At 70.5% G+C, this 20,507-nt stretch carries 23 protein-coding genes; 16 read left to right on the top strand and 7 right to left on the bottom strand.

Annotation, left to right across the window (positions count from 1 at the left end):
* Nucleotides 1–23 precede the first annotated feature (23 nt).
* The 5 genes from QO011_RS01010 to QO011_RS00990 all read left to right on the top strand — a co-directional run bounded on the left by QO011_RS01010 (nt 24) and on the right by QO011_RS00990 (nt 6,768).
* A complete protein-coding gene (locus QO011_RS01010; RefSeq protein WP_307266562.1) occupies nt 24–983 on the top strand; it encodes an ABC transporter substrate-binding protein in 960 nt (319 codons plus the stop codon).
* A gap of 68 nt (nt 984–1,051) precedes the next feature.
* Nucleotides 1,052–2,536, top strand: coding sequence for a mannitol dehydrogenase family protein (locus QO011_RS01005; protein ID WP_307266560.1), 1,485 nt, complete (start codon nt 1,052–1,054; stop codon nt 2,534–2,536).
* A gap of 6 nt (nt 2,537–2,542) precedes the next feature.
* Nucleotides 2,543–4,093 (top strand): sugar ABC transporter ATP-binding protein, encoded by a 1,551-nt coding sequence (locus QO011_RS01000; RefSeq protein WP_307266557.1) that lies wholly within the window; start codon nt 2,543–2,545, stop codon nt 4,091–4,093.
* Nucleotides 4,094–4,142: 49 nt separating this feature from the next.
* Nucleotides 4,143–5,168 carry an ABC transporter permease subunit gene (locus QO011_RS00995; protein WP_307266552.1) on the top strand — a complete coding sequence of 342 codons (1,026 nt, stop codon included), beginning with the start codon at nt 4,143–4,145 and terminating at the stop codon, nt 5,166–5,168.
* A gap of 127 nt (nt 5,169–5,295) precedes the next feature.
* Nucleotides 5,296–6,768 (top strand): mannitol dehydrogenase family protein, encoded by a 1,473-nt coding sequence (locus QO011_RS00990; protein WP_307266549.1) that lies wholly within the window; start codon nt 5,296–5,298, stop codon nt 6,766–6,768.
* Nucleotides 6,769–7,043: 275 nt separating this feature from the next.
* Here QO011_RS00990 and QO011_RS00985 read toward each other — a convergent pair whose 3' ends face one another.
* Nucleotides 7,044–7,325 (bottom strand): hypothetical protein, encoded by a 282-nt coding sequence (locus QO011_RS00985; RefSeq protein ID WP_307266546.1) that lies wholly within the window; start codon nt 7,323–7,325, stop codon nt 7,044–7,046.
* 223 nt (nt 7,326–7,548) lie between these two features.
* Between QO011_RS00985 and QO011_RS00980 the strand changes: the two genes are divergently transcribed.
* Entirely contained in the window at nt 7,549–7,842 is a 294-nt protein-coding gene (locus QO011_RS00980) for a YajG family lipoprotein (RefSeq protein WP_307266545.1), read from the top strand.
* A gap of 22 nt (nt 7,843–7,864) precedes the next feature.
* Here the strand turns inward: QO011_RS00980 and QO011_RS00975 are convergent, their stop codons facing one another.
* From QO011_RS00975 to QO011_RS00960, 4 genes are all read right to left on the bottom strand, one after another.
* Nucleotides 7,865–8,983 (bottom strand): extracellular catalytic domain type 1 short-chain-length polyhydroxyalkanoate depolymerase, encoded by a 1,119-nt coding sequence (locus QO011_RS00975; RefSeq protein WP_307266543.1) that lies wholly within the window; start codon nt 8,981–8,983, stop codon nt 7,865–7,867.
* 226 nt (nt 8,984–9,209) lie between these two features.
* Complete coding sequence (gene trhA, locus QO011_RS00970) at nt 9,210–9,884, bottom strand: PAQR family membrane homeostasis protein TrhA (protein WP_307266541.1); 675 nt, start codon at nt 9,882–9,884, stop codon at nt 9,210–9,212.
* 63 nt (nt 9,885–9,947) lie between these two features.
* The gene (locus QO011_RS00965) at nt 9,948–10,778 is read right to left on the bottom strand and encodes a polysaccharide deacetylase family protein (protein WP_307266539.1); all 831 of its coding nucleotides are present in this window, start codon (nt 10,776–10,778) and stop codon (nt 9,948–9,950) included.
* A gap of 16 nt (nt 10,779–10,794) precedes the next feature.
* Nucleotides 10,795–11,574, bottom strand: coding sequence for an SDR family oxidoreductase (locus QO011_RS00960; protein ID WP_307266538.1), 780 nt, complete (start codon nt 11,572–11,574; stop codon nt 10,795–10,797).
* A gap of 341 nt (nt 11,575–11,915) precedes the next feature.
* Between QO011_RS00960 and QO011_RS00955 the strand changes: the two genes are divergently transcribed.
* From QO011_RS00955 to QO011_RS00940, 4 genes are all read left to right on the top strand, one after another.
* On the top strand, nt 11,916–12,491 hold the full coding sequence (locus tag QO011_RS00955; protein WP_307266536.1) for an acyloxyacyl hydrolase: 576 nt from the start codon (nt 11,916–11,918) through the stop codon (nt 12,489–12,491).
* Nucleotides 12,492–12,661: 170 nt separating this feature from the next.
* Nucleotides 12,662–12,865 (top strand): CsbD family protein, encoded by a 204-nt coding sequence (locus QO011_RS00950; RefSeq protein WP_307266533.1) that lies wholly within the window; start codon nt 12,662–12,664, stop codon nt 12,863–12,865.
* Between the two features lie 75 nt (nt 12,866–12,940).
* The gene (locus QO011_RS00945; RefSeq protein WP_307266529.1) at nt 12,941–13,318 is read left to right on the top strand and encodes a hypothetical protein; all 378 of its coding nucleotides are present in this window, start codon (nt 12,941–12,943) and stop codon (nt 13,316–13,318) included.
* Nucleotides 13,319–13,340: 22 nt separating this feature from the next.
* Nucleotides 13,341–13,736, top strand: a complete 396-nt coding sequence (locus QO011_RS00940; protein ID WP_307266526.1) for a hypothetical protein — start codon at nt 13,341–13,343, stop codon at nt 13,734–13,736.
* Nucleotides 13,737–13,754: 18 nt separating this feature from the next.
* Here the strand turns inward: QO011_RS00940 and QO011_RS00935 are convergent, their stop codons facing one another.
* Entirely contained in the window at nt 13,755–14,543 is a 789-nt protein-coding gene (locus tag QO011_RS00935) for a response regulator (protein ID WP_307266525.1), read from the bottom strand.
* Between the two features lie 342 nt (nt 14,544–14,885).
* Here QO011_RS00935 and QO011_RS00930 point away from each other — a divergent pair, with 342 nt between their 5' ends.
* The 6 genes from QO011_RS00930 to QO011_RS00905 all read left to right on the top strand — a co-directional run bounded on the left by QO011_RS00930 (nt 14,886) and on the right by QO011_RS00905 (nt 19,217).
* Entirely contained in the window at nt 14,886–15,116 is a 231-nt protein-coding gene (locus QO011_RS00930; protein ID WP_307266523.1) for a NepR family anti-sigma factor, read from the top strand.
* Nucleotides 15,113–15,676: a sigma-70 family RNA polymerase sigma factor gene (locus QO011_RS00925; RefSeq protein ID WP_307266520.1), complete on the top strand. Its 564-nt coding sequence runs from the start codon at nt 15,113–15,115 to the stop codon at nt 15,674–15,676. Before QO011_RS00930 ends, QO011_RS00925 begins: the two co-directional genes overlap by 4 nt.
* 54 nt (nt 15,677–15,730) lie before the next feature.
* Nucleotides 15,731–17,344, top strand: a complete 1,614-nt coding sequence (locus tag QO011_RS00920) for a sensor histidine kinase (RefSeq protein WP_307266516.1) — start codon at nt 15,731–15,733, stop codon at nt 17,342–17,344.
* A gap of 99 nt (nt 17,345–17,443) precedes the next feature.
* On the top strand, nt 17,444–17,716 hold the full coding sequence (locus QO011_RS00915; protein ID WP_307266513.1) for a hypothetical protein: 273 nt from the start codon (nt 17,444–17,446) through the stop codon (nt 17,714–17,716).
* Between the two features lie 30 nt (nt 17,717–17,746).
* On the top strand, nt 17,747–18,091 hold the full coding sequence (locus QO011_RS00910; RefSeq protein WP_307266512.1) for a hypothetical protein: 345 nt from the start codon (nt 17,747–17,749) through the stop codon (nt 18,089–18,091).
* A gap of 172 nt (nt 18,092–18,263) precedes the next feature.
* A complete protein-coding gene (locus QO011_RS00905; RefSeq protein WP_307266509.1) occupies nt 18,264–19,217 on the top strand; it encodes a transglutaminase family protein in 954 nt (317 codons plus the stop codon).
* 15 nt (nt 19,218–19,232) lie between these two features.
* On the opposite strand, the gene QO011_RS00900 is transcribed toward QO011_RS00905, so the two are convergent.
* Nucleotides 19,233–20,492 (bottom strand): HAMP domain-containing sensor histidine kinase, encoded by a 1,260-nt coding sequence (locus tag QO011_RS00900; protein WP_307266505.1) that lies wholly within the window; start codon nt 20,490–20,492, stop codon nt 19,233–19,235.
* Nucleotides 20,493–20,507: the final 15 nt, after the last annotated feature.

Below are 20,507 nucleotides of genomic sequence, written 5' to 3'. Positions count from 1 at the left end.
GACGCGCAGGGAGGAACCGTTCCATGAGATTTTTGAGCCATCTCGCCGGCATCGCCATGGCCGGCGCGGCCCTGGCCACGGGCGCATCCGGCCCGACCCTGGCCAAGGACATCAGATCCGTCGGCATATCCGTCGGGTCGCTCGGCAACCCCGGCTTCGTCATCATCGCCAACACGGCCACGCGGCTGATCAAGAAGGCCTATCCGCAGGCCCAGGTCACGACGGTCGGCTACGACTACGACCTCGGCAAGCAGGTCAACCAGATCGACAATTTCATCGCCGCCGGCGTCGACTTCATCCTGCTGAACCCCGGCGACCCCAAGGCGATCACGCCGGCGATCCGGAAGGCCCAGGCTGCCGGCATTCCGGTCATCGCCTTCGACACCGTCGCCGACGGGGCGGACGCCGCCGTCACCACCGACAACGTCATGGCCGGGCGGATCTCCTGCCAGTACATCGCCGACAAGCTGAACGGCAAAGGCAGCGTCATCATCGAGAACGGTCCCCAGGTCTCGGCCGTCGTCGATCGGGTGACGGGCTGCAAGGCGGTGTTCTCCAAATATCCCGACATCAAGATTCTCTCCGACGACCAGGACGCCAAGGGCTCGCGCGATGGCGGCCTCGCGGTGGCGCAGGGCTATCTCACGCGCTTCCCGAAGATCGATGCCATCTTCACCATCAACGATCCCCAGGCCATCGGCACGGCGCTGGCCGCCAAGCAGGCCAATCGCGGCGAATTCTTCATCACCTCGGTCGACGGCTCGCCCGACATCGAGGCGGCCCTGAAGGATCCGGGGCTCGACATGATCAAGGCCTCGGCCAGCCAGGACTTCTACGCCATCCCCAAGGTCTCGGCGCAGACCGGCATGGATATCGTCAACGGCAAGAAGCCTGAAAAGACGCTCCTGCTGATTCCTTCGACGCTGGTCACCCGCGAGAATGTCGGGGACTACCAGGGATGGAATGCCAAGCACGACGATTGAGGCTGTTTCCTCGATCGTGAACGGTCCCTCCTCCCGCGGGGAGGAGGGCCTGCCGACGCCCGGAAGGCATGAGTCGAATGCTCCCGCTCAACACCACGACGCTCGCATCGTTCGGCCCGACCGTGACCAGGCCGCGCTATGACCGCAGCCGGCTTCGTCCCGGCATCGTGCATATCGGCGTCGGCAACTTCCACCGCGTGCACCAGGCCGTGGCCGTCGAGGCCTGCCTGCACCTTCCCGGTCACGAGGCCTGGGCCATCTGCGGGATCGGCCTGACGGACGGGCCCGCCGCCCTGGCCAAGGCGCAGGCCTATCGCCGCCAGGACAACCTCTACACCGTGACGGAGCTCACCGGGCCGACACCTGAGAAGACGCAGGTCGTCGGCGCGATGGTCGAGTACCTCCACGCTCCCGCCGAGCCGGAAGCCGTCCTCGCGCGGCTTGCCGATCCCGCCACGCGCATCGTCTCGCTGACCATCACCGAAGGCGGCTACTTCATCGACGAGGCCAGCGGCGCGTTCAGCCTCGCCGCGGCGGATGTCGCCGGCGACCTCGCCGGCCGGACGCCGAAGACGGCGTTCGGCACCATCGTCGCGGGGCTGGCGCGCCGCCGCCAGGCCGGGTTGCCGCCGTTCACGGTGATGTCCTGCGACAATCTCCCGCGCAACGGCGACACCGCGCGCCTCGCCGTCCTCGGCTTCGCCCGGGCCAAGGACCCGGCGCTGGCCGATTGGATCGAGGCGAACGGCGCCTTCCCGAACTCGATGGTCGATCGCATCGCGCCGCAGGTGCCGGAGGCGGAACGCCGGCGGATCACCGCGGCGACCGGCGTCGACGATCTTCTGGCGGCGACCTGCGAGACCTATACGAGCTGGGTGGTGGAGGATCGCTTCAGCGCCGGGCGGCCGAGCCTCGAGCGCGCCGGCGTGGTGTTCAGCGACGAGGTCGCCGCCTATGTCGCGGTGAAGGGCCGACTTTCCAACGCCGCCCACATGCTGATGTGCTACCCCGCCCTGCTGATGGGCTCGCGCCTCGTCGACGAGGGCATGCGCCATCCCGACATTCCGCGCCTGCTGGGCAGATTCTGGGAGCTCGATGCCCGCCGCCTGGTCGTGCCGCCCTCCGGCTATTCGACCCGGGCCTTCACCGACACGGTGGTCGAGCGCTTCGCCAACCCGGCGATCAAGGACCAGCTGCTGCGGGTGGCCGGCGACGGCGCCTCCAAGATCCCCGTGTTCCACGGCAGGACGATCACGCAATTGATCGCCGGCGGCGGCGACCTCGCCCGCGAAGCCTTCCTCATCGCGTGCTTCGGGCGCTATCTCGGCGGCGTCGACGACAGGGGCGTCGGGTTCGAGATCTTCGAGCCGCGCATCGGGCCGCAGGACTGGCGCGGCCTGCGGACCGGCGATCCCCTGGCCGTGCTCGGCATCGAGGCGTTTGGCGGCCTCGGCCTCAGGCAGAGCCCGGCTTTCGTCGCCGCCTACCAGAGAATTTCACGACAGCTGGCGGCGCAGGGGACTGCGGCGACGCTGGCGCAACTCCTAGTGTAGCAGTCCATGAGCGAAGACGGCATGAACGCGGGCGCGGCGCCTCCATTCCTGGACATGCGCAATGTCTCCAAGACGTTCGGGCGGGTCCAGGCGCTCAAGGGCGTGTCGTTCGACGTCAGGCCCGGCGAAATCCATGCCCTGATGGGCGAGAACGGCGCCGGCAAGTCGACCCTGATGAAGATCCTCTCCGGCGCCTATGTGCCCGATGCCGGATCGGAGATCCTGATCGACGGACGGAAGGTCGCGATCAACGGGCCGATGGCGGCCAGGCAATTGGGCATCGCCACCATCTATCAGGAGCTCGCCCTCGCTCCGAACCTGACCGTCGCGGAGAACATCTATCTCGGCCGCGAGCCGCGCCGGGCCGGCTTCATCGACCGCGCGGCGATGAACGCGGGCGTCGAGGACGTGCTGCTGCGCCTCGGGGCGACCTTCACGGCGCGCGACAAGGTCGCGGACCTCTCGATCGCCGAGCGCCAGCTGGTCGAGATCGCCCGCGCCGTGCATGCCCGCTCGCGCATGCTGATCATGGACGAGCCGACCACCACCCTCTCCGAGCGCGAGACCGAGCGGCTGTTCGCCCTGGTGCGCCAGCTCAGGCAGGAGGGGCTGGCCATCGTCTATATCAGCCACCGCATGAAGGAGGTCTACGACCTCGCCGACCGCGTCACCGTGCTGCGCGATGCCAGCTATGTCGGCACGCTGGAGCGCGAGGCGATGACGCCGGCGAAGGTCGTGCGCATGATGGTGGGGCGCGACCTCTCCTCCTTCTACAAGAAGGAGCACGACGCCCATCAGAGCCGCGGGCCGCTCATCCTCTGCGTGCGCGACATCGCCGACGGCAGGCGGATCCAGCCCTGCTCCTTCGACATCCATGAAGGCGAGGTGCTCGGCATTGCCGGCCTGGTCGGGGCGGGACGCACCGAGCTCGCCCGCCTGATCTACGGCGCCGACCCGAAACTATCGGGCTCGGTCGCGGTCGACGGCCGCGAGGTGGCCATCCGCTCGCCGCTCGATGCCATCGAAGCCGGCATCGCCTACCTGACCGAGGACCGCAAGCTGCTCGGCCTGATGCTCGACATGTCGGTGTCGGAGAACATCAACCTGGGCGTGATCGGCCGCGATGCGCTGGCCGGCGCCCTGCTCGATCGCGGCAGGGGCCGCCGGCGCGCCGCCGAGGCGATCCAGGCGACCGGCATTCGCACCGCCTCGCCCGATGCGCCGGTCGGCGGCCTGTCGGGCGGCAACCAGCAGAAGGTCCTGCTGTCGCGCCTGCTCGAGACCAGGCCGCGCGTGCTGATCCTGGACGAGCCGACCCGCGGCGTCGACATCGGTGCCAAGTCGGAGATCTACCGCCTGATCGACCGGCTGGCGCGCGAGGGCGTCGGCATTGCCGTGATCTCCTCCGAGTTGCCGGAAATCGTCGGCATCTGCGACCGCGTCCTGGTGCTGCGAGAAGGCCATATCGCCGGCGAGCTCGGCGGCGCGAACGGCGAGCCGATCACGCAGGAAAACATCATGGCCATCGCCACGTCGGCCGCAAAGGCCGCGGCGTGATGCGTGGCCGCCGACATGCCTCCTCACGCACGACAGGCAGGGTGACGCGATGACCTCCACCGACCTCCCCGCGGCAGACGCCTCGCGCCGCAGGCTGGCCCTGGCCGGCACCTTGCGCGGCCTCGGCATGCTGCCCGCGCTCGTGCTGATCGCCATCCTGTTCCAGCTGCTGTCCGGCTATGTCGAGACCGGCGGCCTGTCCTGGGCCAGCGGCCGCTTCGGCACCTGGAGCAACCTGTCGATCGTCGCCCAGCAGGCCTCGATCAACACGGTCCTGGCGGCCGGCATGACCTTCGTGATCCTCACCGGCGGCATCGATCTCTCGGTGGGCTCGGTGCTGGCGGCCTCGGCCATGGCAGCCCTCATCGTCTCGCTGATACCCGGCTGGGGCATGCTGGGCCTGGTGGCCGCGCTGGTGACCGGCGGCCTGCTCGGCCTGGCCAACGGGGCGCTGATCGCCTTCATGCGCCTGCCGCCCTTCATCGTCACCCTGGGCTCGATGACGGCCGTGCGCGGCCTCGCCCGCCTGTTCGGCGAGGACAAGACGGTGTTCAACTCGAGCCTGCCCTTCGCCTTCATCGGCAACGGAACCATCTTCGGCGTTCCCTGGCTGATGGTGATCGCGCTCGCCACGGTCGTGATCTCGTGGCTGATCCTGCGCCGCACCGTGCTGGGGCTGCGCATCTATGCCATCGGCGGCAATGCCGAGGCCTCGCGCCTCGCCGGCATCAAGGTCTGGTCGATCCTGCTGTTCGTCTACGGCATGTCCGGCCTGCTGGCGGGCCTGGGCGGGGCGATGTCCGCCGCCAAGCTCTATGCCGCCAACGGCCTGCAGCTCGGCGGATCCTACGAGCTCGACGCCATCGCCGCCGTCATCCTCGGCGGCACCAGCTTCGTCGGCGGCGTCGGCTCGATCTGGGGCACGCTCGTCGGCGCCCTGATCATCGCCGTGCTCTCCAACGGCCTGATCCTGACCGGCGTCTCCGACATCTGGCAATTCATTATCAAGGGCCTGGTGATCATCGGCGCGGTCGCGCTCGATCGCGTCCGTTCGTCCAGCAGCGCGAGGACCTGAGGAGCGGCCCTCACCTGCGAGGGCGCACGGTGATATGGTCTTCGCCGATCCCGCTCCGGCAAGGCTGCACCGGCGCGATCGGAACGGCATGCGGCTTCGAAGACTCAACAGGGAGCGTCCACGGCGCATGACAAAGCTTTCGACATCATCGCTTCCGGATCTGCGATCGCCGGTCCGCGTTCCCACCTATGACAGGTCGGCGGTCCGCGGCGGGATCCTTCACTTCGGGGTGGGCAATTTTCACCGCGCCCATCAGGCGGCCTATATCGACGATCTCCTGGAGCACGGGTCCGACATGCGCTGGGGGATCGTCGGCGCCGGCGTTCTCCCCGGCGAGCGCCCCGGCTGGCAGAAGCTCCGGGACCAGGACTGGCTGACCACGGTGGTGGAGCAGGATGTCGAGCACATCGACGCGCGCGTGACGGGCGCGATGGTCGATTTCCTGGCTCCCGGCGATGCGGCCGCGATCGTCGAACGCCTCTGCGATCCCTCGATCGCCATCGTGTCGCTGACCATCACGGAGGGCGGCTATTTCCGCGACGCGTCGGGGGCCTTCGCCGCGGATCACCCGGCCGTGCTCGGCGACGCGGCGAGGCCCGAATCGCCTGCGACGGTCTTCGGCATCATGCTCGCCGGCCTGCGTCGCCGCCGCTCCGCCGGCATTGCGCCCTTCACGGTCGTGTCCTGCGACAACATTCCCCACAATGGCCACGTGACGGCGAGCGCGCTGAAGGGCCTGGCCGGCGTCCGGGATCCGGACCTGGCGGCCTGGATCGAGGACAATGTCGCCTGCCCCGACGGCATGGTCGATCGCATCACGCCCAGGACCAGCGACGAGCAGGTGCTCCTGCTGCGGGAGCGGTTCGGCATCGAGGACAATTGGCCGGTCTTCTGCGAGCCGTTCCGGCAATGGGTGCTGGAAGACCATTTCCCGCTGGGGCGCCCGGCGCTGGAAGAGGTGGGCGTCGAGTTCGTCGCCGACGTCGCGCCCTACGAATCCATGAAGATCCGGATCCTCAACGGCGGCCACGCCGCGCTCGCCTACCCCGCCGCGCTGCTCGGCCATCGCTTCGTCCATGACGCGATGGGCGATCCGCTGATCCGCTCGTTCCTGGACAAGCTGGAGCGGGAGGAGATCATTCCGACGGTGGGGCTCATACCGGGCACGGACATGAGCGCCTATTTCCGCTCGGTCGCGCGGCGCTTCGGCAATCCGGCCATCGCCGACACCATCCAGCGGCTCTGCTTCGACGGCTCGAACCGGCAGCCCAAATTCATTCTGCCGGTCGCGCGCGACCGGTTGCGGGCGACGGGGCGTGCCCGCGGCCTGGCGCTGGTTTCGGCGCTGTGGTGCCGATACTGCCAGGGATCCATGGAAACGGGCGGGCGCGTCGAGGCGAACGATCCTCAATGGGACCGGCTGCGCGAGACGGCGGATGCGGCACGCGCCCGGCCGGGCGCATGGCTCGACATGTCCGACATCTACGGCGACCTCGGCCAATCCGAGGCGTTCGCGGCCGATTTCCGCGAGGAGCTGCGGCACATCTGGGACCATGGCACCGCGAGCGCTCTCTCGAGGTTCGCATCGGCCGGGGATTGAGGCGGCAGCCTGCCCGAGGCGGCACCTTGCCGGAGCGGCGCTTCGCGGGATGGGAGCACGGCGTTCCCCGCGAGGCGCGGCCCGATGGCGGCGATGAGGCGAGCGGCCTCGGCACGGTCGATCGACGCGGGTCCAGGTCAGCGCCTTGGCCGAACGGGGAGCTGGCCCGATTGGTGCAACAACAATCGCAGCCTTCCAGGGCGCGCGGGCCGCAGCGGCGGCATCGAGCATGGCCTCTGGGCTGCCCCCGGCGTGACGCCGGCCTGCGCGGCCGCTCAGCGCGCGCCCGACGCCTCCACCACCTGCCCGTTCCCGGTGAGGTGCAGCACCGTCAGGGGATCGACGCCGTAGCCGAACTGGTAGGCGCAGCCCATGATGCTGAGCACCAGCACCACGACGCGGCTGAGCACGCTCAGGCCGAAGTCGACGGGATGGCGCCGCGTCTCTTCCCGGCTCTCGAAATCGGTCGCGCGGGCCGTGCGGATCGCGGTCACGACCGACCAGGCGGACCACAGCAGCAGGGCCGCGTAGATCGCGAACATCAACTGGTTGCGCATGCAGGGGGGCTCGTGGGGTATCGCATCGCACCATGCACGAGCGGCGCGCAGGCCTCAAGGCCGCGCATGCGCCATCCATCCGTGCCGTCACCAGGGAAACAGGCCCGGGCGAACGATTCGCCGGCCGGGATGAATTGAAGCTGAACGATGCCTTACCGCGATATTCACGATTTTCGTGATGTGATCGCCGTCTCGGTCGGTCCGACCGTATCGGAGACAAGACATGAAAGCCCAGATCGTCATGGCGGGCTTGGCCGCCATCATGCTTTCCGGCTGTGCGACGGATGGGGAGACGGTGGTCTATCGGCCCTATCCCGCCCCGCGGCCGGTCTATGTGCAGCCGGCGCCGGTCTATGTCCGCCCGGCCCCCGTCTATGTGGAACCCCGCCCGGTGGTCGTCGAGACCGGGCCGGTCTATGGTCGCCCGCCCTATTGGCGTGGGCCGCCGCCGGTGAACCCCGGCGGTCCGCGCTGCCCGCCCTATACGCGCTTCGACGGCCGGCGCTGCGTGCGCTGACCCCCGGACGGCGGCCCCGCGCTCAGGTCCGGGGCCGCCCCAGGCCGGCGGCGGCCAGGGCGCGGCGGATCGAAGCCGCGACCTCGGTGCTCCGCATCGGCAGATCCGGCCCCGGCCGGCCGGTCTTGCCGCCGGGCTCCGCCGGCCGCGCCGGCATGCGCTGCTCGGTGAGGCCCCAGGCGCCGGCCATCGCGAAGGTCGACGAGATCCCCGCCTCGATCATGAAGGGACCGGCGTGGCCGCAGACGTCGTCGCCGGCGCCTGACGTCTTCAGCGGCGTGCCGTGGCCCATGCCGGGAACGAGCCAGGCCTCCACCGCGACGCCGCGCGGACCCGACCAGATCCGCCTGGACGCACCGGGCACCGGCTGGTTGCGGACGCTCGCGGCGTCGATGCCGTGGACGTCGAGCCATTGCCGCACCAGGGCCTCGGCATTGGCCGGAGCCACGGTCGCATCGGCCTCGCCGTGCCAGACGGTGATGCGGGGCCAGGGGCCGCGATGGGCCGAGGCGGCCCGGATGCCGTCGCCCCAGGCCTCGGCCGGCCGGTCGCGGCCGCGCGCCATCGCCTCGAAAGCCTCGCGCACCGACGTCGCGGCCCCATAGGGCAGGCCGGCGACGATGCCGCCCGCCGCGAACAGTTCCGGCGAGGTTGCCAGCATGGCGCAGGCCATGGCGCCGCCGGCGGACAGGCCGGTGATGTGGACGCGGCTGCGGTCGATGCCGTGCGCCCGGATCATGGTCTCGATCATCGAGCGGATCGAGCGCACTTCGCCCTCGCCGCGCCGGGTATCGGCCTCGGCGAACCAGTTGAAGCAGAGCTTGGGATTGTTGGCCGCCCGCTGCTCGGGGTAGAGCAGGCAGAAGCCGTGGCGCTCCGCCAGGGCCGACCAGCCCGAGCCGTGGTCGTAGCCGGCGGCCGTCTGGGTGCAGCCGTGCAGCACCACGACCAGCGCCCGCGGCGCCGCCAGGAGCGGCGGCACATAGGCGAGCATGCGCAGGTTGCCCGGGTCGGGACCGAAGGCGGCGACCTCGCGCAGGCGATCGGACGGTCCGGCGAAGGCCGGGTCGGCCGGCAGCGAGCGGGCCCATTGCCGCCTCAGCCTCTCCAGTTCGACAAGGGTCTGCTGCAAGCTGGCCATCACGCGCCTTTCCACAAGCCGCCTCGGAACGAGGTGGTTTCGAGCGGTCATGTTGCAATGCAACATTGGCGATAGATGGATATTGCGGTGCCGCATTCAAGGCGAGATGGCGATTTCGGGCTTGTACCAAGGGTCGATGAGCTCGACTCATCGACCCTTGGTACAAGCCCGCGCGGCGTTTGAGCGTCACCCGCTCGGCACCGGTCGGAGACCGGGGCCGACGGTATCAGGCCGGCGCCAGCACCAGGCTGTCGACCACCGCGGCATAGTGGCATCCGGCCGCGGCGAGCACGAAGCCGTGCCAGACCGCGTTCTGGAAGCGCAGCTTCTCCCAGACGTGGAAGACGACGCCGACCGTGTAGAGCACGCCGCCGATGCCGATCAGCCAGATCGCCGAGGGCGGCAGCACCGCCATGACGGTGTTGCTCGCCAGCAGGCCGCTCCAGCCCAGGGCGAGATAGAGGCCGATCGACAGGCGGTCGAGCTGGCCGGGAAAGCCGAGCTTCAGCACCGTGCCGGCCAGGGCGACGAGCCAGACGCCGGAGAGCAGCCCGACGCTGACCCAGCGGTCCGGCACCTGCATCAGGAACGGGGTGTAGGTGCCGGCGATCAGCAGGAAGATCGTGGCATGGTCGAAGCGCCGCAGCGTCCACTTGGTGCGGCAGACCGGCCAGACATTGTACGCGGCCGAGATGCCGAAGGTGGCGACCAGGGTGACGGCGTAGACCGATGCCGCCGCCAGCGACGGCCCGGTGGCGAACAGGGCGCAGAGCACGACCAGGGTGACGCCGGCCGAGAGCGCGAAGGTGCTGCCGAGCACGTGCACCACGCCGTCGGCGATCAGCTCCGCCCGGCTGAAGCTCCACACCAGCCTGACCGGCTTGCCGTCTTCGTCGATCATGCCCGCTCGTCCCAGGAGGAGGTCGGCATGCCTGCCACCGGAATCGGGCCTCGATATGGCCGTTCAGGAGCCGATGCCGCCGATGAGGCTGCGCAGGGGCCGGAGCAGCCGCACCGTCCAGCCCGGCCGGCCCGCGGCGGTGGATGCGGCGAGCGCCGTTGCCGGCCCGCGGCAGCTGCCGAGCGTGGAGAGGGTGGCGAAGCCCAGCCCCCGGGCCCGCACGGCCGCGATGATGCGCGGCACGGCGTCGATGGTCGAGGGATGGATGTCGTGCAGCAGGATCACCGAGCCCGGCGCGGCCCGGGCGGCCAGGAAGGCGCTCCAGACGGCGTTGCCGTGCAGCCAGTCGAAGCTGTCGATGTCCCAGGAGGCCAGCGGGCGCATCAGCCCGTGCCGGCGCAGCACGTCCTCGACCGCCGGCGTGATCACGCCGTAGGGCGGGCGGATGAAGGTCGGGCGCAGGCCGGCCTCGGCCTCGATCGCCGCGTCGGTGCGGGCGATCTCGGCGACGATGGCGTCCTCGCCGAGGCTGGGCAGGGGCTGGTGGTCCCAGGTGTGATTGCCGATCTCGTCGCCGTCGGCGTGCTCGCGCCGGACCAGGCCTGGCGCCTCCGCCATGCGTCGGCCGACGACGAAGAAGGTGGCGGGGACGCCGTTCTTCTCCAGGATGTCGAGGAGGCGCGGCGTCAGCGTCGCATCCGGACCGTCGTCGAAGGTCAGCGCGATGCAGGCCGGGGAGGGGGACTGCGCGGCCCGGGCCTCGATCGCCGCGGGGGAAAGCAGGGCGGCGGCGAACGCCAGGCCTGCGGCGAGGTTTCGGGGCAGTGCAACCTCCGTCGGTGGGCCGAAACCCGCGACCCTCGGCCAGGAATGCAGCTTTTCCGCGACGGTCACAGCACCCCTGGGGCGCTCACAGCACCCCGGGATAGGCACCGCCGTCGATCAGCAGGCTCTGGCCGGTGATGTAGCCGGCCTGGGCCGAGCACAGGAAGGCGCAGGCCGCGCCGAACTCCGCCGGCGTGCCGATGCGCCGGGCCGGGATCGATGCCTCCTCTTCCCGGCGCACCGCCGCGACGTCGACGCCGCGGCTCTGCGCCTGGCGCTCCAACCCGGACTGCAGCCGCCGCGTGTCGAAGGAGCCGGGCAGCAGGAAGTTGATGGTGACGTTGGCATGGGCGACCGAACGGGCGACGCCGGCGAGGAAGCCGGTCAGGCCGGCACGCGCTCCGCTGGAGAGGTCGAGCCCGGCGAGCGGCATCTTCACCGAGGCGGAGGTGATGTTGACGATCCGGCCGAAGCGCCGGTCCACCATGCCGTCGATCAGGCGCTGCACCAGCTCGATCGGCGTGATCATGTTGCCGACCACGCCGGCCAGCATCGCCTCGCGGTCGACGGCCCGGAAGTCGCGAAAGGGCGGCCCGCCATTGTTGGTGACCAGGATGTCGATCTCGGGCGCCGCGCCGATCGCGGCGTCCTGGCCCTCGCGGGTGGCGATGTCGGCGAGGACCGGCACCACCCGGGCGCCGGTCTCGGCCCGGATGTCCCGGGCCGTCGCCTCGAGCGCCTCGGCGTCGCGGCCGTTGATCACCACCGTGCAGCCCGCCCGGGCGAGCTCCAGCGCGCAGGCCCTCCCCAGGCCCCGGCTCGAGGCGCAGACCAGGGCCGTGCGTCCCGTCAATCCGAGCTCCATGATTCGCGCTCCCCGTTGGTGTCCGACCGCCGCACGCCGGCGGCACCACCCCGTCTACGCCGGCCGCCCGCGCGGGCGCAATGGGGTCGCATGGGGCCTTGCCGCTCGACATTTTTGCATCATGCGGAGCGTTCGCGAAGCGGGGCCGGGGACGGGGCGCGGCTGCCGGATTGACGCCCGCGTCACAGCTTCCTATCCCCGGGGCAGGCGTTCGCATCGACGGGGCCGCGGGCTGGTGAAGGGGCGGACAGGTAACCTCTCGTTAACGCTAATGCAGTGTTGATGGACGCGGGGGCAGCTTGTTCGGAATGAGTCGTTCTATCTCCGAGCCGGGATCTGCGATGATTCATCGTCTACTTCGGGCCGCCTGCCTCCTCGTGGCGGCTATCTCCCCCGCGGCTGCGGCCGATGCGCCGGCGCCCGAGGGCGCGCCGGCCATGGTCGGCGACCCCTTCTTCGACGAGGTGCGCATCGGCGTGTACAATCACGCCCTGGGCAGCCCGGAGCACGGCGGCATCGACCTCAACGGCGAATTGCTGTTCGGCAAGCCCTTCCACACCGACGACTGGACGGAATCGCTGATTCCCCGCCCGATGATCGGCGGCACGCTCAATTTCGCCGGCAAGACCAGCACGGTCTATTTCGGCGCCGCCTGGCACTTCGTGCCGTTCGATGCGCCGTGGTTCGTCGAGTTCACGGCCGGCGGCAGCTACAACAACGGTCAGCTGGAAGACACCCACAACGACATGAACCCGCTGGGGTGCCACTGGTTGTTCCGGGAGTCCGCCTCGATCGGCTACCAGTTCGACGAGCACTGGAGCGTGATGGCGACGTTCGAGCACAATTCCAATGCGAATCTGTGCTTCGAGAACCGCGGCCTGTCGAATCTCGGCATGCGCGTCGGTTACAAGTTCTAGCCCTCCACCGAGTCCGACGCCGCCCTTGCCGGCCGGCGCGCATCGTCCCATGCTGGCTTCCGGCACGGCAGCGCCACGGGCGCGGGCCGTTCCGGAACAATCGCCGCCTGCGACGATTGTATTGGCACGGCGGCCCGAGGGGCCGCACCCGTGTCAATGTGGAGGTGCCCATGAATTGGGATCGTATCGAAGGCAATTGGAAGCAGTTCAAGGGGAAGGCCCAGGCTCAGTGGGGCAAGCTCACCGAAGATGACCTCGATGTCGTCGAAGGAAAGCGCACGGAGCTCGCGGGAAAGATCCAGGAACGTTACGGTATCGCCAAGGATCAGGCGGAGCGTCAGATCGACGACTGGCTGAACCGCGCGCAGCATTGATCCGCCGCCCGCAGACCGGCGCCGGGCGTGGCCCGGCGTCCCGCATCGCCACGAAGCAATGAGATGGAGACCGAGATGACCCGCAAATTGGACCTTGTGAGTGGCGAAGGCGTCGATACCGGCGACGTCGCCGCTCAGATCGAATCGCTCCGCGCCGAGATGACGAAGCTCGCCTCCTCGGTCGCCGACATGCTCGCCAAGTCCTCCAGCGGGCTGGGCGCCAAGGTGGCGCAGAATGTCGAGAAGACCGCGGCCCAGGCCGGCACGCTGGCGAGCGAGCTCACGGCGCATTCGCTGGAGAACCTGACGGCGGCCGGCGACAAGGCCAAGGACGCGTCGCTGCAGCTCATCGACGCCGTCTCGGCGGAGGTGCGCAAGAATCCGGGCCGCACCCTGGCGATCACGCTCGGTCTCGGCATGATCCTCGGCCTGATGGCGCGATCGCAGAAGTGACCGGCGCAGGGGAGCGGCGGCGATGGGTCTGCTGACGAGCGCCCTCGGGGCGGTGGGCGGGGGCGTGCTGGTCAGGCGCGCCCTCCTGGCTGTGGCGTTCTACGGCGCGGCCCTGGCGCTGGCGCTGATCGCCATCCTGTTCGGGCTCCTCGCCGTGTTCTTCGCCCTCGTGCCCGCCTGGGGCGAGGTGGGGGCGGCGCTGCTGGTCGCCGCGGGCGTGGTGGCGGTGGCGCTGATCTGCGCCGGCATCGCCGTCTACCAGATGCGGGAGGCCAGGCGCCGCGCCGCCCTGCTCGCAGCGGCAGCCCCGGTCGTCACCGCCGTGGTGCCGGTGGCGGCCGCGGCGCTGAAGCGCGCGCCGGCGCTGCTGGCGCTCTCGGCGCTCGCCGCAGGCTTTCTGGCCATGCGGCGGCGCTGACGACGCGGGGGGGCGGGCTCAGGCGGCGTCGACGATCCGGGACGATTTCTGGTCGAAGAACAGCGCCTGGCTGATCACCGCCTTCAGCGTGTTGGCCTGGAAGGGCTTGGTGATCAGGAAGGTCGGCTCCGGCTTGGCGCCGGTCAGCAGGCGCTCGGGATAGGCGGTGATGAAGATCACCGGCACCGTGAAGTCGCCGAGGATGTCGTTGACGGCATCGAGGCCGGAGCTGCCGTCGGCGAGCTGGATGTCGGCCAGCACCAGGCCCGGCCGGGCTCGCGCCACCGCCTTGACCGCCTCGGCGCGGGTGCGGGCGACGTCGGTGACGGTATGGCCGAGGCCCTCTACCAGGGCTTCCAGGTCCATGGCGATGATCGGCTCGTCCTCGATGATCAGCACCTCGGTCGCAACCTGCTCGGCGATCTCGCGGGCGGCCTGGTCGATCAGGGCCTCGAAGGCGGGGGGATCGACGCCCATCACCGTCGCGGCATTGGCGTGCGAGAAGCCCTCGACGCTGGTGAGGAGGAAGGCCTGGCGGGACCGGGGCGTGAGATGCTCCAGCTTGGCGTCCGGCTCCAGCCGGATCGGCGCCTTGCCGTTGATCGGCGCGCCGTTCCAGATCGACAGGAACAGCTGGTAGAAGGCGAGCTTGGGGTCGATGTCGGTCCTGAGGGCCTGACGATCGGCGACGAGCGTTTCCAGCGTCGCCACGACATAGGCATCGCCGCTGTCCTGGCTGCCGCTCAACGCGCGGGCGAAGCGGCGCAGATAGGGCAGATGCGGCCCGATCAGGTCGGTTATCGACATGGTTGTCTTCTTTCTCCCAAGAGTGCCGATTGGAAGGTTGCCCGCCGGTCCCGTCGGCGCAAGCCGGAACCACCGCAGCATCCTGAAACCTGCAGTTGCGGCGGTGTTCCCGGACCGGCATGAACCCTTTGTTCAACGCGGCCTCGCAAAAATAGTTCCGGGCCGTTTGGAACAATTGTGGCACGGCACCGTTGCGAGTTTCGATGGGACGCGGCAGGACTTCGGGACCCTGCGGACTTCCGAGCCTGCCCGAGCGCGGACTCCGCGGGAAGGGCGTGCGGGCCTGTATCGGCGACGCCGGCGTGCGAAGGGCCGGGGCGGGTGTGGACTTTGGAGACAAGAATGGTTGATCAAGGCCCCAAGACCGCGCGGTCGAGACGGACGCCGGCCTTGCCGAAGGACGCGCAGGTCAAGATCGGGGAAAAGCTCAAGGCGCTCTACGACGATGTGGTCAGCCAGCCGGTGCCGGACCGGTTCAAGGATCTCCTGGCCAGGCTTGACGGCGGCTCGCCGGCCATGAGCACGGGACAGCCCGAGACGATGCCGGGACGCCCGGAGGGGGTGACGGAATGAGCCAGTCCCGGACCTTCCGCGACGGCCTCCTCGCTGAAATCCCGAACATGCGTGCCTTCGCGCTGTCGCTGACCGGCAAGAGCGATCGCGCCGACGACCTCGTGCAGGAATCGCTGATGAAGGCCTGGGCGGCGCATGCCAGCTTCGTCGAAGGCTCGAACATGCGCGCCTGGCTGTTCACCATCCTGCGCAACGCCTATTTCACCGAGCTTCGGCGCAAGCGCCGGGAGGTGGAGGACGTCGAAGGCAAGCATGCCGCGTCGATCGCGGTGGCGGGCGAGCAGGCCGGCCACCTCGACATGGCCGACTTCCAGAACGCCCTGGTGCAGCTGCCGCCCGATCAGCGCGAGGTGCTGACGCTGGTCGGCGCGTCGGGCTTCTCCTACGAGGAGGCGGCGGAGATCTGCGGGGTGGCGGTCGGCACCATCAAGAGCCGGCTGAACCGGGCTCGCGCGCGCCTGGCCAGCCTCCTGTCGATCGGCGACGTCTCCGAGATCGGCCCGGACCGGGCGACGCTCGCGGCGACCTCGCCACCGAACCCAGGCCAGCCCGGTCTGTGACGGCCGTTAGGGGTGACAGTGCCAGCGTCCCTGCGATTGCGGATCCTCCTGATCATGGTCGCCGCGGTCGTGCCTGCGGCGATTGTCGTCTGCGCCATCGCCTACCAGTTCTTCGACGCCACGCGCCGCAGCGAGCTCGCCGCGCTCGACCGCAACGCCGACGTCCTGCGCACCCGCCTCGACGTGCTGGTGATCGGCGCGGCGCGCACGGCGACGACCCTCGCCTCCTTCGGCAGCTTCGCCCGGGAAGACGCCGGCGAATGCCGGCGGGATGCCGCCTCGATGCTGGATCGCTATCGCAGCTATTCCGGCTTCATCGTGCTCAAGGGTGGAACGCCGTGGTGCGAGGCCCACAAGCCCGGCGCGCCCTCGTTCGCCGATCTCGGCCTCGACCTCACGCACGCCGACGGCAGCGCGGCGTCCGTCAGGCCGACCGTGCTGGCCGACGGACGCTTCGCTCTGGCCGTGGCCGCGCCGAGCGTCGAGCCGGAGACGGCCGGGGTCGGCGTGGTGCTGCTGATCGACAACGCCTATCTCGCCGACGTCCTCGCCGACTTCCGCAGCCTGCCCTCCAGCGTCGCCGCCCTGGCCGACGGCGCCGGACGCATCGTCGTCCCGCCGTCGGGCCAGGCTCGGGCGGCGATCTGGCCGGCCGAGCCGCTGGTGCCCGGGGACGATCGCGCCGTGACGGCAGCGGCGGCCGACGGCAAGCGGTCCGTCTACACCGTGGCCAAGCTGCCTTCGGTCGACCTGTGGCTGCTCACCTTCCAGCGCGAGAGCGATCTCCTGGGCGGACCGCTGCGCCAGTTCGCCGTCACCGCCCTCGCGCCGCTGGTGACGATCCTGGCCGCGGCCCTGGCGATCTGGATCGGCCTGCACGGCAGCGTGCTGCGTTGGCTCTCCAGCCTGCTCACGGCGACGCGCGCCTATACCGCCGGCAACCTGACCACCCGCATCGATGATGCCGCGGCGGCGCCGCGCGAGTTCTCCGAGCTAGCCGGGGCGTTCAACGCCATGGCGGACGGCATGATGGAGCGCACCCGCGACCTGGAGCATGCGGTGGCGGCGCGCAACAGCTACATCCGGGAGATCCATCACCGCGTGAAGAACAATCTCCAGGTGATCGGATCGCTGCTCGCCCTGCAGAAGCGCGAGCTCGGCCTGGAGGAACGCGCGATCCTGCGCTTTCCCGAGGACCGCATCAACGCGCTCTCGGCCGCCTACCGGGCCTCCTATGCCGTCTCGGAGCTCGGCCATGTGCCGATCGGCCATGTCGTGCGCGAGGTCGCCCACCGCCTGCAGGCCGGCGCCGACGGCGGCCAGGCCAGCTTCGCCTACGACTTCACCGGCGAGGAGCTGGAGATCGACCTCGACACCAGCGTCTCCATCGCCATGCTGCTGGCGGAGATCCTGCCGGCCTATGCCGACGCGGCGATCCGGAGCGGGGCAGTCGTCTTCATCGCCCTCGACGCCAGCCCGCAGACGCTCCGGCTGGAGATCCGTGGAAGCGAGCGCACGGAACGGCTCTCCGGCCCGTTGTCGCGCCGCTTCGTGCAGGCCTACCTGCGCCAGCTCGGCGCCACGCTCGACGAGCACACGCCCGGGCGCACCGCCATCGAGGCGCCGTTCCCGGCCATTGCGGCGCGGGCGTCCGGCCTGCACCCCTGATCCCGCCCACGCCTCTGCGGCCCGAGGGAACATTTTGCCTGCCGCCGCGTAGTTCCGGGACTGTCGATCGACGCACCGATGCCAGAATGGAGGTCATGCATGATGACCCTCTCGATGCTCCGGCGCTTCGCAATCTGCGGCGCGGCTGCCGGTCTCGTATCCGCCGCAGCCGCCCTGAGCCGGTCCGACGCGCCGGCGGACACGTCCCGGCAGGCGGCACGCGACAGCGCCGCCGCCATGGGCGTGATCCTGCGCGAGGCCCGCGCCGGCAACCTGGTGATCTCGCGGGAGGTCGACGGGCGCGTCGTGATCGATGCGGTCGTGCCGGCGCAGGATCAGCGCGGCGGCGTGCGGGTCGCATCGCTGCCCTGACGGGCCGACATTCGAGAACGGGGGGATCCCATGAACACGCTGTTCGCCATCGACTATGCCAGCATGGCCGAAGCCGAGCGCGGCCTGGCCCAGGCCCGGACCCTGCAGCGGGGCGAGGCAGGGCCGGCCATCCTCGACGCCGTGCTGGCGCATGTGCCGGACCAGGCCCGCGAGCGGCCGGCCAGCGTCCTGGTGCTCGTCGCCGGCGAGCTGAAGGAGGAAGCGGCCCTGCCGGCGCTTTCGGTGCTCGGCGGCACCATCCGCCACGCCGCCATGGCGCCGGCCGCCGGCTCACGCATCCGCCCCGGCGAGAAGCGCCCTGCGCACAGCGAGCCGGAGGTGGCCGAGGCCGTGGCCGCCCTCGATCGGGGCTGACGATCTTCCCGAAGCACGCACGGAGCCTGCGGCCCGCCATGCGCCGGCCGCAGGGCTGCCCGTCGACCGCCCGCCCTCGGGGAACCACGATCCCATCGCATCGTTGTCCATGCGCCCCGTCGCATCGTTGTGGATGACGATACGGCATCGTCGATCCGGAGATAGCCTCGAAGTGAAACGTCTCGACGTCACCCATCGCACGACCTACCGCTACAGCGAGCCGGTCGCCTTCGGTCCGCATCGCATGATGCTGCGGCCGCGGGACAGCCATGAGATGAGCCTCGTCAACGCCACGCTGACCACCTCGCTGCCGGCGGAGCTGACCTGGACCTACGACGTCTTCGGCAACGTGATCTGCACCGCGCAGTTCGACGGGACCACCGACGAATTGTCGATCGAGAGCCATCTGCAGGTGGAGCGCTATGCCCCGACCGAGCTCTCGCTGTTCGTGACCGGCGCGGATGTGGCCTATCCCCTGGCCTATTCGCCCGACGAGCTGACCGATCTCGGCGCCTGCCTGACCGGATCGGGGGAGCCGTTCGAGCCGGAGCTCGAGGCCTGGGTGCAGGCGGTGACCGCCCGCCATGCCGGCGGCGCCGCGGCGCTGCTCGCCGGGCTGTGCCAGGAGATCCATGCGGGCTTCACCTACGAGACGCGCTTCGAGGAAAGCACGCGCAGCCCGGCGGAGACGTTCGGCCTGCGCAGCGGTGCCTGCCGGGACTTCGCCGCCTTCTTCATCGGCGTGGCGCGACGGCTGGGCTTCGGCGCCCGCTTCGTGTCGGGCTACCTGTTCGACCCGTCGGGCGGGGACAGCGGCCTGCAGGGCGCCGGCGCCACCCATGCCTGGGCGGAGGTGTTCCTGCCCGGGGCCGGCTGGGTCGAGTTCGATCCGACCAATGGGCTGATCGCCTCGGACCACCTGATCCGCGTGGCGGTGACGCGCGAGCCGCACCAGGCCAGGCCGATCGCCGGGTCGTTCGTCGGCACGCCGGGTGCCTTCATCGGGCTGTGGGTGGGGGTGACGGTCGAGAGCGTCGAGTCCGCCGCCGAGGCCGCGTCCGTGCCGGAACTCGTCGCCGCTCCGGCGCAGGCTGCGACGCCGCCAACCGAGGCCGTCGCCGCCTGAAGGCCGGGCGCCGGGTCAGGCTCCGCCGGCCGGCAGGTCGACCACGAACAGCGTGCCGCCGCCGGACCGCGGCTCGCAGCGGACCCGTCCGCCATGGGCGAGGGCGATCTGGCGCACCAGGGACAGCCCGAGGCCCCAGCCGCCCGCGGCCTCGCTGCGCCCCACCGGCCGGTAGAAGGGCTCGAAGACGCGCTGGCGCTCGGCCTCGGGGATGCCGCGGCCGCGGTCGGCCACGGTCAGGCAGGCGCCGCCGGGCGCCTGCTCCGCGGTGATCTCGACCGGCGGCGCGCCGTGCTTGACGGCGTTCTCCAGGAGGTTGCGGATCAGGCGGCGCAGCAGCGTGGCATCGCCCATGACCTCGACCGGCGTGCCGGAGAGGGCGGCGTCGACCCGCGCCGCCTCCTCCGCCGCCAGGCCGAGCAGGTCGATCGAGCTCGCCCGCCCGATGCGCGCGTCGGGATGGTCGAGCCGGCTGGCCAGCAGGATCTCGTCAACCAGCTGGTCGACCTCGGCGAGATTGCGCTGGATCTCCTCGCGCGCCGCGGGGCCGGGGCGATCGGCGAAGATCTCCGCCGCCATGCGCAGGCGCGCCAGCGGCGAGCGCAGTTCATGGCTGGCATTGGCGAGCAGCGCCTTCTGTGCCGCGACGAGGCCTTCGACCCGCGCCGCGGCGGCGTTGAAGGTGCGCGCCACCGCGGCCACCTCGTCGCTGCCCGTCTCGGCGACGCGGGCATGCATCGCGCCCTCGCCCCAGGCGGCGACGCCGGAGCGCAGGTCCTCCAGCCGGCGCGTCAGCCGCGCCGTGACGGGAAAGGCGGCCACGCCCACCCCGCCGGCGACGATGGCCATCAGCATGAGGATGCGCAGGCCGGGCGGTCGCGGCGGGGGATGCATGCGCGCCATCACCACCCGCCCGTCGGGCAGGTCGAAGCGCACGAGGCGGTTCTGCCAGCGGCCGCGCTGCTCGTCGTCATCGGAGGGCAGCATCACCGGCTCGCCGCGGGCGGCGGTCAGCCGGCCCTCCCGGTCATAGACGGAGATGTCGGCACCGACGGCGCCGCCGAGCCGCTCCAGCGCCTGGGACAATGCGCCGGCCGGCGTGCCGTGCTCGGTGGCCAGCAGGTCGGTCAGGTGCACGCGCAGCGGGCCGAGGCGGTCGCCGATATTGCCGCTGGTCAGCCACCACAGCCAGCCGATCAGGATGGTGACGAGCACCAGGCTCGCCAGCAGCGTCAGGTAGACCTTCCAGAACAGCCGGCGGCGGACGAGCAGCATCGCGCGCGGTCTCGC

The organism is Labrys wisconsinensis (assembly GCF_030814995.1).
GTDB lineage: Bacteria > Pseudomonadota > Alphaproteobacteria > Rhizobiales > Labraceae > Labrys > Labrys wisconsinensis.
The sequence above is the reverse complement of the archived record's forward strand: the minus strand, read 5'-3'. Positions and strand labels throughout refer to the sequence as shown.